General features: G+C 27.1%; 17 protein-coding genes. 11 read left to right on the top strand and 6 right to left on the bottom strand.

Annotated elements, in window-relative coordinates:
- Positions 1–81 precede the first annotated feature (81 nt).
- Positions 82–1,869 carry a DNA-directed DNA polymerase II small subunit gene (locus METOK_RS03750; RefSeq protein WP_013866899.1) on the top strand — a complete coding sequence of 596 codons (1,788 nt, stop codon included), beginning with the start codon at positions 82–84 and terminating at the stop codon, positions 1,867–1,869.
- Between the two features lie 54 nt (positions 1,870–1,923).
- Here the strand turns inward: METOK_RS03750 and METOK_RS03745 are convergent, their stop codons facing one another.
- The 3 genes from METOK_RS03745 to METOK_RS03735 form a co-directional block, all read right to left on the bottom strand.
- Complete coding sequence (locus METOK_RS03745; protein WP_394295979.1) at positions 1,924–2,694, bottom strand: geranylgeranylglyceryl/heptaprenylglyceryl phosphate synthase; 771 nt, start codon at positions 2,692–2,694, stop codon at positions 1,924–1,926.
- A 105-nt stretch (positions 2,695–2,799) separates the two neighbouring features.
- Positions 2,800–3,885: a 3-dehydroquinate synthase II gene (locus METOK_RS03740; RefSeq protein ID WP_048057867.1), complete on the bottom strand. Its 1,086-nt coding sequence runs from the start codon at positions 3,883–3,885 to the stop codon at positions 2,800–2,802.
- A 172-nt stretch (positions 3,886–4,057) separates the two neighbouring features.
- The gene (locus tag METOK_RS03735; RefSeq protein WP_232210846.1) at positions 4,058–4,696 is read right to left on the bottom strand and encodes an SIS domain-containing protein; all 639 of its coding nucleotides are present in this window, start codon (positions 4,694–4,696) and stop codon (positions 4,058–4,060) included.
- A 247-nt stretch (positions 4,697–4,943) separates the two neighbouring features.
- On the opposite strand from METOK_RS03735, the gene METOK_RS03730 reads away from it, so the two are divergent.
- From METOK_RS03730 to METOK_RS08345, 3 genes are all read left to right on the top strand, one after another.
- Positions 4,944–5,831, top strand: coding sequence for an RIO1 family regulatory kinase/ATPase domain-containing protein (locus METOK_RS03730; protein WP_013866895.1), 888 nt, complete (start codon positions 4,944–4,946; stop codon positions 5,829–5,831).
- 134 nt (positions 5,832–5,965) lie between these two features.
- Complete coding sequence (locus METOK_RS03725) at positions 5,966–7,063, top strand: 2-oxoacid:acceptor oxidoreductase subunit alpha (RefSeq protein WP_013866894.1); 1,098 nt, start codon at positions 5,966–5,968, stop codon at positions 7,061–7,063.
- Between the two features lie 90 nt (positions 7,064–7,153).
- Positions 7,154–7,837: a hypothetical protein gene (locus tag METOK_RS08345; protein WP_013866893.1), complete on the top strand. Its 684-nt coding sequence runs from the start codon at positions 7,154–7,156 to the stop codon at positions 7,835–7,837.
- A gap of 43 nt (positions 7,838–7,880) precedes the next feature.
- Here METOK_RS08345 and truD read toward each other — a convergent pair whose 3' ends face one another.
- Positions 7,881–9,134, bottom strand: a complete 1,254-nt coding sequence (gene truD, locus METOK_RS03715; RefSeq protein WP_013866892.1) for a tRNA pseudouridine(13) synthase TruD — start codon at positions 9,132–9,134, stop codon at positions 7,881–7,883.
- A gap of 533 nt (positions 9,135–9,667) precedes the next feature.
- Here truD and METOK_RS03710 point away from each other — a divergent pair.
- The 7 genes from METOK_RS03710 to METOK_RS03680 are packed head-to-tail and all read left to right on the top strand — an operon-like array spanning position 9,668 to position 15,617.
- A complete protein-coding gene (locus METOK_RS03710) occupies positions 9,668–10,009 on the top strand; it encodes a hypothetical protein (RefSeq protein WP_013866891.1) in 342 nt (113 codons plus the stop codon).
- Positions 10,010–10,057: 48 nt separating this feature from the next.
- Positions 10,058–10,612: a stage II sporulation protein M gene (locus tag METOK_RS03705; protein WP_013866890.1), complete on the top strand. Its 555-nt coding sequence runs from the start codon at positions 10,058–10,060 to the stop codon at positions 10,610–10,612.
- 16 nt (positions 10,613–10,628) lie between these two features.
- Positions 10,629–11,159 (top strand): YIP1 family protein, encoded by a 531-nt coding sequence (locus tag METOK_RS03700; protein ID WP_013866889.1) that lies wholly within the window; start codon positions 10,629–10,631, stop codon positions 11,157–11,159.
- Positions 11,160–11,163: 4 nt separating this feature from the next.
- Positions 11,164–12,678, top strand: a complete 1,515-nt coding sequence (locus METOK_RS03695; RefSeq protein ID WP_013866888.1) for a COG1361 S-layer family protein — start codon at positions 11,164–11,166, stop codon at positions 12,676–12,678.
- Between the two features lie 21 nt (positions 12,679–12,699).
- On the top strand, positions 12,700–13,377 hold the full coding sequence (locus METOK_RS03690; RefSeq protein ID WP_013866621.1) for an ABC transporter ATP-binding protein: 678 nt from the start codon (positions 12,700–12,702) through the stop codon (positions 13,375–13,377).
- A gap of 1 nt (position 13,378) precedes the next feature.
- Entirely contained in the window at positions 13,379–14,467 is a 1,089-nt protein-coding gene (locus METOK_RS03685; RefSeq protein ID WP_013866887.1) for an ABC transporter permease, read from the top strand.
- Positions 14,468–14,495: 28 nt separating this feature from the next.
- Complete coding sequence (locus METOK_RS03680) at positions 14,496–15,617, top strand: ABC transporter permease (protein ID WP_013866886.1); 1,122 nt, start codon at positions 14,496–14,498, stop codon at positions 15,615–15,617.
- 518 nt (positions 15,618–16,135) lie between these two features.
- On the opposite strand, the gene METOK_RS03675 is transcribed toward METOK_RS03680, so the two are convergent.
- A complete protein-coding gene (locus tag METOK_RS03675; RefSeq protein WP_013866885.1) occupies positions 16,136–16,948 on the bottom strand; it encodes a hypothetical protein in 813 nt (270 codons plus the stop codon).
- Between the two features lie 34 nt (positions 16,949–16,982).
- A complete protein-coding gene (locus METOK_RS03670) occupies positions 16,983–17,513 on the bottom strand; it encodes a PUA domain-containing protein (RefSeq protein WP_013866884.1) in 531 nt (176 codons plus the stop codon).
- Between the last annotated feature and the right edge of the window lie 8 nt (positions 17,514–17,521).

The raw sequence follows: 17,521 nt of genomic DNA, 5'->3' as shown, positions 1-17,521 counted from the left end.
CACTATTTAAAAAACAATAAAAGAAAAGAAAAGAGATACTAAGTATAAGATATAAATATTATAATTTTTAAAAGGGAAAATATGATTAATGACTTTTTAAATATTGAAGTTCTTTTATCACCGAGCTCATACAATAGGATTAAAAAACTCCCTGAAAATGAAAGGAACAATTTAGTAAATAAAATCGAAGAATTTAAAAATACAAATGATAAATTTATACTGCTGGATGCCCATTTTTTAGATATTTTTTTAAATCATAGTTTGGACGAAATTAAAAAAAATTATGAAGATTTTGACTTTTTAGCATATTATACATCAGATGTTAATTTAGAAGTAGATAATCACCATAATGAATTTGAAAATAATAAAAAAGTAAAATCCCAAAATATTCAAAAAGAAGAAACTATAGTATGTAATAATAAAAATATAGATATAAGTAAGAATGATAAAAATATATGTAATAATAAAATTGAAGAATTAACATCTAAAAATTCGGAAGAAATGGAAAAGTTAAATAATTTAATAAAAGAAAGAGAAAAACGATTAAATGAGATAAAATCCATAAAAAATAGCATAAATAAAAAAATAAACTATATATCTAAGGATATTGAATCTAAAATTAAGGTATATGATGAATGGGATATATCGGGAAAATCCACCTGTGAAGGAACTATTGATGACTTTGTAAAATATTTTAGAGATAGATATAACAAAATCAAGGCAATGATTGAAAGAAAGGTAAATAGAAAAGCATATCCATTAAACAAAGTTTATAAACTGAAAAAAGAAAGTGATGTATTTGTTGTGGGTATTGTATCGGATGTGAGCTCTACAAAAAAAGGTCATAAAAGGGTAGAGATAGAAGATGAAAACACAACTTTTACAGTAATTATGATGAAGGACAAAATTGCAAGTAATGAGTTGCCCGATGATATATTATTAGATGAGGTCGTGGGATTTAGTGGATTTATACCAGATAGTGGGAATGTAATGTTTGCAAATGAATGTATAAGACCAGACATAACCCCAAAAAAACCAAAATGTATTGATGAGAAAATATATACTGCATTTTTATCAGATATTCACATTGGGAGTTATGAGTTTTTAGATAAATCATTTAAAAAATTTGTAGAATTCTTAAATGGAAATGTAAATAATGGATTAGAGGAAAAAATAGTTAGTAGATTAAAGTATATATCCATTGCCGGAGATTTAGTAGATGGTGTTGGTATATACCCTGGTCAAGAGTATGATTTATACGATGTAGATATTATATCCCAATATAAAGAAATTGCAACATATTTAGAACAGATTCCTGAACATATTCATATAATAATATCTCCTGGAAACCACGATGCCCTTAGACCTGCTGAACCTCAGCCTATTTTTCCAGAAAGAATTTTAAAATTATTTAACGGCATGGATAATATTACATTTTTAAGTAATCCCGGATTTGTGAATGTTCATGGATTGGATTTTTTATTGTATCATGGTAGAAGCTTTGACGATGTAATAGGACAAATTTCTTCGGCAAAATATAGCGAACCTACATCCATCATGAAGGAGCTCCTAAAAAGAAGGCACCTATGTCCAACCTATGGTGGAAGATGCCCTATTGCTCCTGAACAGGAGGATTATTTGGTAATCCATAATGAGCCAGACATATTTCACACAGGACATATCCATATAAACGGGCATGGTGTCTATAAAGGAACTGTAATGATAAACAGTGGAACATTCCAAGAACAGACTGATTTCCAGAAAAGAATGGGTATTCATCCAACACCTGCAAGAGTGCCTATATTGGATTTATCAAAACCAGGTAGTCAATATATAGAATGGAATAATGGAAAAATAGAGGTTAGATAAAGATATTTTTTTATTTTTTATTATGTTATTTTAATTTTTTATTTAATTATTTTTTTATTTATTTTCTTTCATTTTTATTTTTTCCATACCTGCCTTTTTTATGGCATCCCTCATTTCTTTTACCATATTTGGGTTATCCTCAATAAGCGTTCCAGTTACAATTGCATCGGCACCACTTATAACCTTTTTATATGCCACTTCTGGCGTTCTTATACCACCGCCTACGATGATATTTATATCACTTAATCTTTTTGATACTGCTACCATTTCATTGCTTACAGGAAACTCGGCACCACTTCCTGCCTCTAAATATGCCCATCTCATACCAAAGTATTTAGCAGATAAACAGTATAATGCAGCTATTTCTGGCTTTCTCTGAGGTATTTCATTTACTTCACCTACAAAACCAACCGCAGTTCTTTTAATAGGCTCTATTCCTAAATATGCCATAGGTATTGCTTCCAAGTTATATTTTTTAATAGTAATTGCTCCCAATGTAGGTGCCATAGTTGTCCAATAGGTATTGTTTGAGTTCATCAAAGACATGAAAAAAACAGCATCTGCATAGGGGGTCAAACCATCCACATTACCGGGAAATAAAATAATTGGCATATCTCCAATAATTTCTTTAATCTCTTTTGTAATTTCATTTAAATTAGTAATACCTATGCTACCTCCCATTATTATAGCATCGGCGTAATCCTTTACCTTCTTTACTATATCAATACAATTTTTTTCATCGGGGTCTATTAGTATAAAATATAGAGCTCCTTCTTTTTCAAGAATTTTGTTCAATCTCTTTTCAACATCTCCAATGACCATCATTACACCACACATATATTATAATTATATAAAAATATTATAACTTATAAAATAGAAAAAAATATTAAAATATTTAATTAATTAAAATTAATATATTATACTTTATAGTCATTTCTCAATAATTGTTTCTTTTATTGCCATTCCAAAGTGTCTCGCATTTTCATCTGCTTTTATTAAAACTTTATCGCCTTCTTTTAAATCAACCACTGATATTGGTTTTCCATCTTCACCAACAAGCCTAATAGTTTCAGCATTCTGCAATATTGTTCTTATTATATCTCCGTTATATTCTGCCTCTATGAGCATTAATGGTCTTTTTTCTATTTTTACTCTACCAACAATTCCTTCTCTTGTCATTCCTTCCTTATCTACTATCAATACGCTATCTCCTGCCTTTAACTCACTTAAATATCTTGTTCTATTTCCAGGACATAATATGTAAGCATGAACAGGTCCTGCATTTACTCTAAATGGTCTTGTGGCAACATAAGGGTTTTCTACTGTTTCTGAATGCACTAAAAATAAACCTCTTGAATATGAACCTATTAACATGCCTTCTCCGAGCTCCATCATTGAGCATGTATCAATACATACTCTATCACCACTACCAACAGGTTCAACCTTCTTTATAACAGCATAATCCAATTTTAATTTCTCGGAATTCATTTTTTCTATTAATCTTGAAAAGTCCTTAACATCGTTGGTATCGTTTGGAATTAAAAGAACTCCATCCACACCTTTTTCAAGTATTTCGTATGCTGTTTTTGCATCTTCAATACTGTTTGCCACAGATACAATTTTCACATTTTCATTGAATAAATCTGCTATAAGATTTTCCAACGGAATAATTGTCCAATCCTTTCCCTCTAAAATAATATAATCTATATAATCGTATTTACTAACATCCGAAGCATATTCTTCATCCTCTTTACTCTCTATTGGCACATAAACACCAGTTTCCTTTCCAAGCTTTTTTGCGTTGAGTAGGATGTCCAAATCCTCGTCTTTATTTATTACCACAATATCTGCGTCTAAATCATTTGAAATAATTTTTATATTTCCGAGCTCCTTTACTTTTTCTATATCATCCTTTGGAACCATAACAGCAGGAATTGAGCTTTCAAGAGCATCTTTTACAGTTTCTTTTCTTTCTTCCCAATCTTCATCGTTTGCCAATATCCATCCAAATTTCATAAAATTCACCATTCCTTTTTTTAGCATTAATACTATAAAATAAATATATTAAATAGTAAAATACATATAAAATTATATTACAGTATTACATGAGGTATTTAACATTTTTTTAATTTATTTAATTTATTTACTTTTATTTATATTAATTTTTATCTTATTTTTATTTTTATAATTACTGCAAATTGCAATGTCTTTTTTTCATTTCATTTTCAGAAATATTTAATCTTTCCATCAATAAATATATAATTCCATCTAAAAATATAAAAGCCATCTCTTCAAATAAAGTCCCCATTGGAAAGCATTTATTATTATGAGTTCCTAAATGGATATGTATATCAGAAAGTTCTTTTACAGTATTTTCCTTTTTACAAGTAATGGATATTATTTTTAAATTATTATATTTATTATTCTTATTATTCTTATTATATTTATTATTACTATTATCTTTGTTATTTTTATTATTATCTTTATTTTCATCCATTTTAAGTTCATTTGCCCTTTTTAATACATTAACCACTGAGCATGTTTCACCACTCCCCGATATAACTATCAACAAATCATTATCTTCAATAGCTGGACAGGTGGGTTCTCCAATAAAATGTGAATTAAATCCTAAATGCATCAATCTCATAGCAAAAGCCATTCCAACATATCCGCTTCTCCCAACCCCGTATATAAATATCTTAGAATTGTTATATTTGGTAGATATAATAGCATTTATAAAAATAGTTATTAACTCCTCATCAAATTTCTTCAAAACCTCCAAATTTTTTATCAGATGATTCACAAATTTAGAAAACAATTTAACCACCAGGGTCTATATTTTAAAGAAATATTCTTTCTTATTTTTTATGTTTTTCATATTTTATTATAAATATATTTATAAAATAAAAATTACATTAAAAACATTAAAAGTATTATATTATTTTTAATAGATTAAGGTTAAAATTAATATTGTTAAGTGTATAACCGATATATTTAGCATATAATATAAAATTATTACATAGATTTATGGAGGTGCAATCATTATAGAAAAACTAATCAGCACATTGCATGAGATGAAAGAAGAGGATTGGAGAGTTTTAAAAATCATTGAGATATCTATGAGGTATTATGAATGGGTGCCAATGCCTGAAATAATCAAAAAAACAAAACTCGATAAAAAAGAGATATTATATAGATTAAAAATATTGGATAAATTCAAACTCATAAATAGAAGCAGTTATGGATATAGACTCTCCCATAGGGGATATGATGCATTGGCATTAAATGCCTTTGTAAAAAAAGGAATTATTACTGCGATAGGTGGTAAATTAGGCGTTGGAAAAGAAGGCGATGTTTATAATATACTATTAAGCAACAATAGAGAAGCAGTTTTAAAATTCCATAATTTAGGAAGAACATGCTTTACAAGAGGAAAGAGATACAGAAGTTATTTAGCAGATAAGCGACATATCAGTTGGTTATATGCTTCAAGATTAACGGCGGAAAAGGAATTTGAAGTATTAACTGATTTATTTCCAATTGTGAAAGTTCCAGAACCAATTGAACAAAACAGGCACGCCATTATTATGGGAAAACTAAAGGGGGATGAATTAAAAAGAGTGGATTTAAAACAATTGGATATAGATATTAATAAATTATTTTGGGGCATAATTAATGAAGTAAAGAAAATGTATGAGCTCGGATATATTCATGGGGATTTAAGTGAATTCAACATATTAATTGATGAAGATGGAAATTTCACTATAATTGATTTCCCACAGGCTATAAAAATAAAAGAAGATAAAGATGAAAAATTAAAACTAAATAAATTACCAGGAGAGTTTAAGGTAGATATAGAATTTTATTTAAAGAGGGATTTAGAAAACCTATTGAGATACTTCAAAAAATATGGAATAAATGAAAATTTAGATGCTATATATAAGTATATAGTGGAAAAATAAAAAAGATAGGTAAAAAATTAAAATAAATAGTGATATAATAAATAAATTAAAATAAGTCAAAAATTTAATTAAGTTAAAATAAAAATTAAAATATAATATGATAATACGATAAAAAATATAAATAAGGTGATATTTTGGCTGATATAAATTTTATCCAGGGTAATTTAGCATGTGTAAAAGGAGCTCTAAAAGCAGGTTGTAGATTTTTTGGAGGTTATCCTATCACACCATCAACAGAGATAGCCGAGGGCATGGCAAGGGAACTCCCAAAGGTTGGAGGATACTATATCCAGATGGAGGATGAGCTCGGTAGTATGGCAAGTATAATAGGCGCTAGTTGGGGCGGTTTAAAATCTATGACAGCAACATCAGGTCCAGGATTGAGTCTAATGATGGAAAATATAGGATATGCCTTTATGACTGAAACTCCATGTGTCATAGTTGATGTTCAGAGGGGGGGACCATCAACCGGTCAGCCAACATCTGCAAGTCAGGGGGACATGATGCAGATAAGATGGGGAAGCCATGGTGATTACGAACCAATAGCATTAGCTCCATCATCTGTTCAAGAGATGTACGATTATACTATTATGGCATTTAACTATGCAGAAAAATACAGAATTCCTGTATTTGTTATGGCTGATGAAATTGTTGGACATATGAGGGAAAAGGTAATTTTCCACGATAACATACCTATAATAAACAGAGTTCTTCCAGATGAAAAGCCATGTAAAAAACCATATCCCTTTGATAAGGAAGTTCCTGAAATGCCCATATTTGGAGAAGGGTATAATGTCCATGTTACAGGTTTAACTCATGACGAAAGAGGATATCCCGATGTATCCTCTGAAACCCATGAAAAATTAATTAAAAGAATCTGCAATAAAATACTGAATAATAAGAATGACATTATAAAATACGAGGCAAAATATATTAACAGCGAAACGATGTTTGTATGTTATGGAACTCCTTCAAGAACGGTAAAGCATGTAGTTGAGGAAATGAGAAAAGAAGGTTATGATGTAGGATATATTAGACTAATTACGGTTTATCCATTCCCTGATGAGCTCATAAAAAACTTAAAGGCTTCTAAAATTATAGTGCCTGAAATGAATTTAGGACAGATTGTTGGGGAAGTAATGAAATATGCCAAATGCGATGTGGTGCTTAGCGATAAAATCGGTGGTGAGCTCCACAGACCTGAGGAATTAAAGGCCTTAGTTTTGGAATAAATATTTATTAATAAATTTATATTTTTTATTAAATAATATTAATATTATGTAATTATGTAATTATCCTTAATTTTTACGATGTGATAGTATATGGTTATGCCATCATCAAAAGATATTACTATTATTATGCTTTTATCGATTGTTTTACTGTTGGGGGGGTATATTGTATATGATAAACTATATACAACAACCAATAACCAAAATAATAACCAAAATATCCATTTAAATAATTTAGACTATAACAATACATCGGTTAATAACTGTTCAAGCTACAAGGGGGAGCTCCTAATAAATAATATAACAAATACTAACAATTACACCAACAATTCAATAGGCTATGAATATAACAATACATCCAACAATAATTCAAATTACTATGTGGATTATTCAAAAACTGTGGCTTTGGATGACTTATTTATGGATTTGCCCTATTCAAATGCAATAGATATATCAGAAGGAAATAAAAAGGGAGAAATAAAAACATACATCAAAAATAGTATTAAAATAAATTTTGATGTTAGAAATTATAAACCTAATTTAGACAACCCGGAGTATATAAAAGTTTCAAAAACCAAATTACACTTTAAATATGGAAATTATTACAAATACACCTACACATCGGAATATGCCAACAGCACAAAAATAAGTTATTGCTATTATAGAAATATAGGCAATTATCATATTACCATGGGATTTAACGAAACAAATGAATGTATAAACAATATGTGGTTAAAGTGGAATGAATACATCTATAACCTATATAAATCCAAATAAACATAAATAAAACTAAAATAAATGAATGAAATGGATAAATTATTTATATTAAATTAAATATTCTTTTTATTATTATTGTAGCATAACTGCCTTTATTTAATTCAAACTCAACAGTTATTTTATATTTACCACTGTTCAATTCATCTTTTTTAAATGTCCCGTAGTTGATATTTTTTGGAATGGATAGTATATATCTTTCAGAATAGGATAATTTTCCCAATTCATTTAGTTTATTAAAATCATTTAAATTAACTCCTTCCTTTTTTAAAACTTTTGAAATTATAGCCTTATATTCTTCATTAAATTTATTATAATTAATATCTGGTGCAATGGTGGGAAATGTTTTATTCTTTAATTCATTTAGCAAATTATCATCAATTTTTTTATAAAATAGAAATGTTCCACAACTATAATCTAAATAAATTCTTTCATCCTTTGGAATGTAATTTTTTAGGAGCTCCTTTACACACTCGTTCCATAGATAACTCTGGTAAGCAGATATAAAAAGCTTTTTTAATCTATCATCTACATATTTAAGGGCTTCTTTATAATTTACCTGATTGTTTTCATAAGCTAAGTATTTTATTATATTTACAAACATTTTGCTTTTTATTCTGTTGTCTTTGATATATTTTAAAATCTTTTCCCAATTGTTCCAATTATTTTTTATATATCTTTTTAAATCCTTTATTCTCTTATTTTCGCTTTTTTTATAATTTGTAAGCAGTATATTTAATATATTCTCATAATTTCCTTTTAAATACTCTTTTGCTATAAATTTATTATGAAATACGCTTCCAAACCTTTGCTCATCATAATAATTCGGAGCTCCGATATATAAATTTCTTAAATTTTCGCCTATTTTTAAAAAATCATTTTTATCTATATCCCTAACTGTAATTTCAAACCTGTTTCCCTTTAAATCCCCTATTTTTAGTGGCTTTTTTATGGTTTTAATATACTTTAATTCTAAATTTTTTTCATTAATGGATAATACACCATAGTTTGATGGAATGGTGATATACTGTTTAGTAATAGCATGTCTATCCTTTAAACCACAGTATCCTATGTTCTTCAACGGGATATTGAATTCTTTTGAAACATAGGATAACGCCTTCAAATTTTCAATATTTGTTTTTTTTAAAGTATATAAGTTAAAATTTGTATCATCAATATTTTTAGTATTTTTAGTATCTTTAATACTATTATCTATATCATTTAATACCTCATTACATAAAATATCATCATCCAAAATCTCATCAACAGTAAAATCCTCTGGAAGTTGTCTAATTTTCATAATATGCCCTATTATATAGTTTATTATATATAGTTCAGACAGAACTAATGAAATTACTAATTTAATATGTCCTATCTAATCATATAATATAATATTTGATTATAATTATAATCTTAAATAGTTAAGGGTCATAAAATTTCGTCTTTGGTTATATTTAATAGGAGCTCTGGTTTGGTTATTTCTCATTTTAAATTAATTTTATGTATTTTAATTAATAAAAATATCAATTGACAAAATTTCATAAATTAAACTTATTTTAAATACTTTTCTATTTAATTTAAATCATAATATATATATATATATATATATATATAGGAGTTTTGCATATATAATAATTACGAAAAAAGTAAAAATTAATTACGATATTAAAAACATTATTAAATGATTGTTTAAAAACATTGAAGAAAAAATGAAAAGTCGGCGATGATGAATAGGTGGGAACTATTCGGAGCCGACCTTGGCGATGATAAACCCAAAGGGTTCTGAGCCTTAGAGAAAATTACTCCCTTAAAATTAAAGGAGGTGAATAAACCATGAACTTAAATATACTTAAAGGTTTCGCTGCTGTGGCTATGCTATGTATGGTAGGAGCGGTATTTGCTACACCTGCAAGTATTTCAAGCGAAACATCTGTATCAACTATATCCAAAGATACAGGGGATGCAATATACATATTAATTGCTAAGGGATATGTAGATATGGACACGGGACTTGCAGTTATAGATTTCTTAAAATATTTAAAAGAAGAGGGCTATAAAACACTAAATGATATATCAAAAGCAAAACTCCCAACAAAATACGGGAGAATTATATCTATGGCAGCAAAATATATTTCATATATATGGAACCCATCCATAAATGCACTAATATGGTAAAAATATTTTAGTTTTTATTTTTTATTTTTTAGAGGCAAGGGTAAAAATATGGACATATATGGTAAATATAAAGTTTCAATTCCAATTATTATCGCAATATTAAGTTTTACCTTCGGAATATTTATGGGGCATGTATTATATATATCATCATCCCACAATTTTCCAATAAACGAATCATCTATCAATTATATGCATTTGAATTCGTTAACAACATTATCTTTTTGGGATATATTATATAATAACATTACGGTATATATAAAACTCATATCTGGTGTGTTAGTATTTGGCATATTGGATATTTATCTATTGTTTATAAATGGATTTTATGTATCATTTATCGCTTCTGGAACAAAAATAACATATATTATTGCAGGTATTCTTCCACATGGTATATTGGAATTTGCAGGATTTATTTTAGCTGGTGCAGTAGGGTTAAAAATACCATCTAACCTAATATTATATCTATTGGATAAAAAAGAAAAATTAATGACAAAAGAAGACATTTGTGAAATTTTTTGCATGTCCCTACTTTCATTATCATTAATTATAATAGCCGCATTTATAGAAGCATATATAACACCAACATTGCTGTCATTAACATAAATAACTGAGGTATACCATGAAGATAATAGATTTAATAATAAATCCAGATAAATTCTTTCAAAATGTAGGGGTTAGACCTTATAATCGTTATGTCCCATTAATTGCAATATTATTAAATACATTTGCATCTGCGTTATCCCTACTTACCCTTAAAGGAAATTGCCAACCTACAACAACAATAATCGTTGTAATTATTTCAATTATGGTGTTATTATTACTTATATTGTTAGATACAATGATAATAGATGTATTATTATATGTTACAAAATTAAAAGATATTTCATTTAAAAAGATATTTGAAATTATTGCATATGGTTACATAATAACAGCATTTAGTGATATCATAATAGATATGTTGAATTATATAAATGGGGGTTCACCAATGCCTCAATGGCTGAATTATTTAATATATATTATATTTACAATATGGGCATGCTTAATATGGGCAAAAGGCATTCAATATACCTATTCTCTAAAATTTAACAAATCACTAATTCTAGCGATAGTGGTTGGTATAATTAATTTAGTATTATATACTATAAGGTGAAATAATGAAAAAATCCTTTTTTATTTTTTTATCTATCTTATCTTTATTTTTAATTTTAAACACAATAGATGCAGTGGAATTTACAAGCATTGACTATAAAAATCAATATTTGGAACCATCAAAGACCTATGATTTATGGGTGGTAATCACACCAGAAAAGGAGATAAACAACACCGTAATAGGCATATATCCTTATGGGGAAAGTAAGAATTACATACAAATAATTAAAGGAAAGGATTATGAGGGGCAATTATTTCCATCTGAAAAAGGAGTAGGTCATTTTATAATAAAAATTAAAGATAATACTCCGTCAAAGGACTATAAAATTGTGGCATATTGCAACTATACAGAGGATAATAAACAACATTCAGAAAATAGAATATTTACTATTCCAATTAGGGGAAAACCAATACTTACAATTGAAAATCCACCAACAATAAAAGAAGGCGAAAATACCATCTATTTAAAAATAACAAATGAGGGAACAGGGGTAGCAAAAAACATAAAGATGCAATTTAACAACGATAATAGTAATATTTTTTCATTATCGGAGGGTTATATAGACGGCTTAAAACCACACCAAACAAAATTGATGGAGATTAAAATTTATGCAAGTGGAGATGGTATTTTAAAACTACCCTATGAACTAACATATAATAATCCATATGATAATTTACAACTAATGGATAAAACAGAAACAGAACAGGGGCATTCCAATACAATCACATACAACTACAAAAATCAAAAAATTGTTGAAGAGAAAGGAAATTTAGTATTTAAAGTAATTCCAGATAATGCCGTTGATTTAAATGTAATTAACTACACTTATCCCGTTGGAGAGGTGAATAATTTCACATTATCCCTAAAAAACAATTACAAGGATGCTAATTTTATTATATCTATTGAAAAATATTATTTAGGAAATAATCAAAAAACTATCTTTATACCTTATGGAAAAACCAAAAATGTTTCATTTAAAATAAAGGTAAATGAGATAGGAGTTAAAGAAATCCCCATAAAAATAATTTTTGATGGAAATGAAGTGGATAAAAATATCTCTGTAAATGTTATAGGAAGGGCTGATTTAGTTTTAACTGGAATAAATATAGAGGGAATAACCGAAAAAACAATTACTGGGGATTTATCCAATATAGGAACTACCAAGGCAAAAAGTGTATTGGTTAGCATTAAAAGAACAAAGAATATTATCCCAAAAAGACCATACGAAAATTATTTTGTAGGAACATTAAATGCAGATGATTATGGAAGTTTTGAATTGCACTGTGTGATAAATGGAAATGTAAGTGAAATTCCAATTGTAATTACATACAGGGATGAAAACAACAATTTAATAACAATAAACAAGGAGATAAAAATAGATAATGGTCAGGTAGTATCGTATAATGATTATAATGGAAAAAAAGAGGGAATTAATTATGCAGTTATTGGAATAGGTCTTTTATTTTGTATTGGAGTGATTTATTTAATTTATAGGGGATTTATAAGAAAAAAGGAATAAAAATAATAATAAAGGGGAATTATGATTATATTAAAAAATGTTGTAAAATCCTACAAAATGGGGGAAGAAGTAATATACGCACTAAATAATGTAAATCTAAGAATAGAAGAGGGAGAATTTGTCTCAATTATGGGACCAAGTGGAAGTGGGAAATCTACACTTTTAAATATTATTGGTTGTTTGGATAGACCAGATAATGGAGAGGTATATATAGATAGTGTAAAAGCAAGTGATTTAAACGATAACCAATTAACGGAAATTAGGAGAATGAAAATTGGATTTGTATTTCAACAGTTTAATCTTATTCCATTGTTGAGTGCATTAGAAAATGTAGAGCTCCCCCTAATATTTAAATATCGAAGTAATATGAGCTCGGAAGAAAAACGAAAAAGAGCATTGGAATGTTTAAAAATGGCTGAATTGGATGAAAAATTTGCAAATCACAAACCCAATCAATTAAGTGGGGGTCAGCAACAGAGGGTGGCAATAGCACGAGCTCTTGCAAATGACCCACCTATTTTATTATGCGATGAACCAACAGGGTCATTGGATTCAAAGACTGGTGCTAAAATTATGGAGCTCCTAAAAAAATTAAACAAATCTGGAAAAACGGTTGTTATGGTTACCCACGATATAAATGTTGGAAAGGTTGCCGATAGGATAATAAATATTAGGGATGGAGAATTAGTTGAGGAATAATATGTATTTTGAAATGGCTAAGAGGAATTTAAAAAGACATAAACTTATGAGCTTTTTAGCATTTATGGGTATTGTAATTGGAGTAGTTTCATTGTCTATTTTTGGAATAATTGGGGAAAGTGTAAAAAATGGTCTAAATGAGCAAAATGGTAAAATATCATATATTGAGATAATACCTAATAAAAAACAAGGTTATTTTTATTTTTCAGAAAAGGATGTTAAAAAACTTGAAATTAAAAAATTCAACTGTGAAATAATTCCTATATTATCCAGCGATGAGGTTATGAAATATAATAGAGGACGAAATGAAACGATAATAACAGTATATGGATTAAACAAAATCAATATGAAAAAATTAACAAATAAAGAAATATCTGATACATCAATTGGCATAAACTCATATTGCCTAAAAAATCTCGGTTTAAAAAATGGGGACTATATTAAATTAAAAAATTCAAAATTAAGGATAATAAAACTAAAGAATAACAATAATATATTAAGTAATTTGGGGTTGGATTATATTATTTCAGATAATACATTTAAACAAATATGTGGAAATGCAGGTTATTCAAAAATAATAATAAAAACCAGTAAAAATTCGAAATCGAAAATAAAAAATGAATCTATAAAATTGTTAAATAACAAAGAAAACAAAGCAGTGGTGTATAATTCTTTAACCATGCTTTCTTCAATAATAGATAAATTATCATTATTTTTGTCTGCCATTGGGGGAGTTTCATTAATTGTAGCATCTGTCTGCATAGGAAATGTGATGATAATGAATGTGGTGGAAAGAACAAGAGAAATTGGAATTATGAAAAGTATTGGAGCTTCAAAAAAAGATATTATGATGCTATTTCTATATGAGGCATTTATTTTAGGATTAATTGGTTGTATTATTGGGACTATTGTAAGTTATGCTACTGGATATATTATAGTTAAATATATAATTGGCTTGGATATGCCCTTATTTGCACTAAAATATGCCGTTTATGGAATTTCCATTGGACTATTACTAACTTTAATTTCGGCAATATATCCTGCATACAAGGCATCTAAATTAAACCCAATAGGAGCTCTTAGAAAATAAGTGTATAGTAAGGATAGTTGGGATAACTATGAAAATATATCTAAAAATGGCAGTAAGAAACTTAAAGAGTAATAGGTTAAGAACCACTTTGGCAGTGTTAGGGGTTATAATAGGAATTTTTATGGTTACCATTTTTGGAATTATTGGAACAAGTGTTAATAAAAATGTTTCAAATGAAAACTTTGCTAATAATATACTTATTTTATCATCTTTGGATAATCAAGGATTTACAAAAAAGGATATTGAAATCATAAATAAATTATCAGATAAATCAATTCCGATATATTCCACAGATAACATAATTTGCTTAAGAAATGGGACAAAACTATACATAAAAATCTCTGGAATTAAAAAAGGAGATATGTATATATTGGAAAAATCAGAAAACATCAAAAATGATAAAAGCAACGAAATACCAAAATTAACGGACACATCAATCATATTTAACAATATCACTGCAAAAAGATATGGACTAAAAAAAGGAGATATGGTGTATATAAATAATATATCTTTTAGAATTGCTGGAATATGCCACTTAACAATTCCATATAGTGATGCTATCTTATCACAAAAAACATACAATAGATTCTATGGCAGGAGTAATTGTTCTAATATCGTAGTAATTGTAAATGATAAGCATAAAATCAACAACACAATATTTAAATTGAAAAAAGCAATGGACAAAAATAATAATAAAATATCGATAATAACAATGAAAGATTTATTTAAAGTTATGAGCTCTACACTAAATACCATAACTAATTTCTTATCGTCAATAGGTGCAATATCTTTAATAATTTCAGGAATGGGTATTGCAAATATAACAATCATGGGAACAATCGAACGAACAAAAGAGATTGGAATTATGAAAAGTATTGGGGCGTCTAAAATGGACATTATAGTTTTGTTTCTTTATGAATCAGCAATACTAGGGGCAGTTGGTAGTTTAATTGGTATAATACTTAGTTTAATTGTTGGTCAAATTGTATTATATTACTATGGCAATGGTATGATATTACCTATGATAGATTTAATTTATATCTTAATAAAAAGTGTAATAATTGGTATAAGTATTTCTATAATATCTGCACTATATCCTGCATATAAAGCATCCAAGTTAAACCCTATAGAAGCTCTTAAATATGAATAATTATGCTTATATAACTATTTATTATTACTGCAATAATAATCTATTATTATCATATAAACGCACAATGGCAAGAGTTTGGACAATATTAAATTTATTAAAAAAATAGTTATTAATAAAATAGTGTAGGTCACAATAATTAATACTAATATCATTTATATAAACATAGCATTATTTATTGTTAGGGGTGTGAGGTAAATGAGAAAATTTAATATTTTATGGACACTTTTAGCATTTTGTGTAGGTTATTTACTGATATATGGTTTTATAAAAGGATATTCCCTATATTTGACAATATTAATATTATATCGGTAAATATTTTAGTAATATTTTATTATATCTTAGCATTATTGGTAGTTTTAGGCAATAATAACCACTATTGTAAGAATAATATCCAAAAATCTTAAAAAATAAAAGATTAAAAAAAATAAATAAATAAAGATTAAATTTAATTTTTAAAAAATCTAAGGAAATTAATAAGATTTAGATTTCTATTTTTATTTATTTTTAATGATTATAAATTAAATAAATTCCATCTCTTTAAGCTCTTCAATAACCTTTTTATCATTTCTTTTTATTGCTATTTCCTTTATTTTATCCAATATCTTTAAATTTTTACTGCAAAGCTTTTTATATTCTTTACAGTATTCTATAATATCTTTATAGAACATTTCCAATATATTTTTATTATATTTTGAGAGCTCATATGCAATAATTCCTTTTACCACATTATTGTCCGAAAATATAAACAGAGGATGTATCCAAATCATTACCATATTTCCTTCCTTTTCAGTAATGTTCTTAATAATTTCTAAATCCATAAATACATCCACATACACTACAAAATTATTATTGTCAATGCATCCTATCTTTTTTAAAATATCCTCAGTTATTGCGTCTATTTTCATATCAAAATCTGCAAGTTTTTCATCGAGCTCCTCTTCGGTGAGCTCATTCCACATCAATATTCTTTCCTTATGTTCATAATTTATAAATACCATAGGTTCAACAACCTTATAATTACTATCCACTTCAAAAGAATAACCATCTTTTGATTTTCTCGATGATAGGTATAATATTATAACCTCATCAATTATTTTTTCTAAACTGACTTTTTTAACTCTATATATCCTATTTTGAGCCTCAAATAATGGAATATCTTCACAATCCATTAAATTTCTTATATAATATTTTTTTCCTGTCATATCATCTGTAATATACAAATTTTTAAATTGAACATCAAAATTGCAAGCTCTTATTAAATCTTTTGAATATTCGTCTAAATTCTTATAAATATCATTTAAAATCTTATTTACTAATGTTTTTGAATCCATATTTTTCACATCTATTCTTTTTTTAAAATAATAATTATCCTCCTTTTCTTAAATACCATCCTTTATCTATAATATTTTTTATCATATCTCCGCCACCATAGTTACCAATACCCAAGAGCTCCCTATTCTTATTAAATACTGCAACCTTTCCTCCACCATTCATCTCCAAAATTGATGATTTAAATATATCCCTACCATATAAAAATAAAGTTTCGCCTTTTTTATTTACAATTATATAGTTTTTTACAATATCTTTTGAAATCAAAGACATGCCTTCTAACGATATTGAAAATTTAATTTTATTTATTTTATTTATTTTATTTCCACTATTAGAATGTTTAATTTCAAAATTTCCAAATGATATACCTACACCGTAGATATTTTTGGCAAAATTTTTAAGAATTTCGAGAACTTCTTTATTTGCATATATTACATCATATTTATCTTTATCCTCTAAAACATATAAGTTCTCAAATTTAAAATTTTCTATATTATTTCCAAGATAAGTTATAAGATGATTTTTAACAGATTTTATTTCTTCCCTATTTAAAGGTCTATGTTTCATAAATATCC

It is taken from the genome of Methanothermococcus okinawensis IH1, assembly GCF_000179575.2.
GTDB lineage: Archaea > AGJL01 > Methanococci > Methanococcales > Methanococcaceae > Methanofervidicoccus > Methanofervidicoccus okinawensis.
This window is presented reverse-complemented; position numbering and strand designations above follow the sequence as displayed.

Bases quoted from the DNA above. Each gene is read 5' to 3' on its own strand.
- METOK_RS03685 (WP_013866887.1), top strand. From the start codon at position 13,379: ATGTATTTTGAAATGGCTAAGAGGAATTTAAAAAGACATAAACTTATG.
- METOK_RS03690 (WP_013866621.1), top strand. From the start codon at position 12,700: ATGATTATATTAAAAAATGTTGTAAAATCCTACAAAATGGGGGAAGAA.
- METOK_RS03675 (WP_013866885.1), bottom strand. From the start codon at position 16,948: ATGGATTCAAAAACATTAGTAAATAAGATTTTAAATGATATTTATAAG.
- METOK_RS03680 (WP_013866886.1), top strand. From the start codon at position 14,496: ATGAAAATATATCTAAAAATGGCAGTAAGAAACTTAAAGAGTAATAGG.
- METOK_RS03730 (WP_013866895.1), top strand. From the start codon at position 4,944: ATGAAAGAAGAGGATTGGAGAGTTTTAAAAATCATTGAGATATCTATG.
- METOK_RS03710 (WP_013866891.1), top strand. From the start codon at position 9,668: ATGAACTTAAATATACTTAAAGGTTTCGCTGCTGTGGCTATGCTATGT.
- truD (WP_013866892.1), bottom strand. From the start codon at position 9,134: ATGAAAATTAGACAACTTCCAGAGGATTTTACTGTTGATGAGATTTTG.
- METOK_RS03750 (WP_013866899.1), top strand. From the start codon at position 82: ATGATTAATGACTTTTTAAATATTGAAGTTCTTTTATCACCGAGCTCA.
- METOK_RS08345 (WP_013866893.1), top strand. From the start codon at position 7,154: ATGGTTATGCCATCATCAAAAGATATTACTATTATTATGCTTTTATCG.
- METOK_RS03745 (WP_394295979.1), bottom strand. From the start codon at position 2,694: ATGATGGTCATTGGAGATGTTGAAAAGAGATTGAACAAAATTCTTGAA.
- METOK_RS03705 (WP_013866890.1), top strand. From the start codon at position 10,058: ATGGACATATATGGTAAATATAAAGTTTCAATTCCAATTATTATCGCA.
- METOK_RS03740 (WP_048057867.1), bottom strand. From the start codon at position 3,885: ATGAAATTTGGATGGATATTGGCAAACGATGAAGATTGGGAAGAAAGA.
- METOK_RS03670 (WP_013866884.1), bottom strand. From the start codon at position 17,513: ATGAAACATAGACCTTTAAATAGGGAAGAAATAAAATCTGTTAAAAAT.
- METOK_RS03700 (WP_013866889.1), top strand. From the start codon at position 10,629: ATGAAGATAATAGATTTAATAATAAATCCAGATAAATTCTTTCAAAAT.
- METOK_RS03695 (WP_013866888.1), top strand. From the start codon at position 11,164: ATGAAAAAATCCTTTTTTATTTTTTTATCTATCTTATCTTTATTTTTA.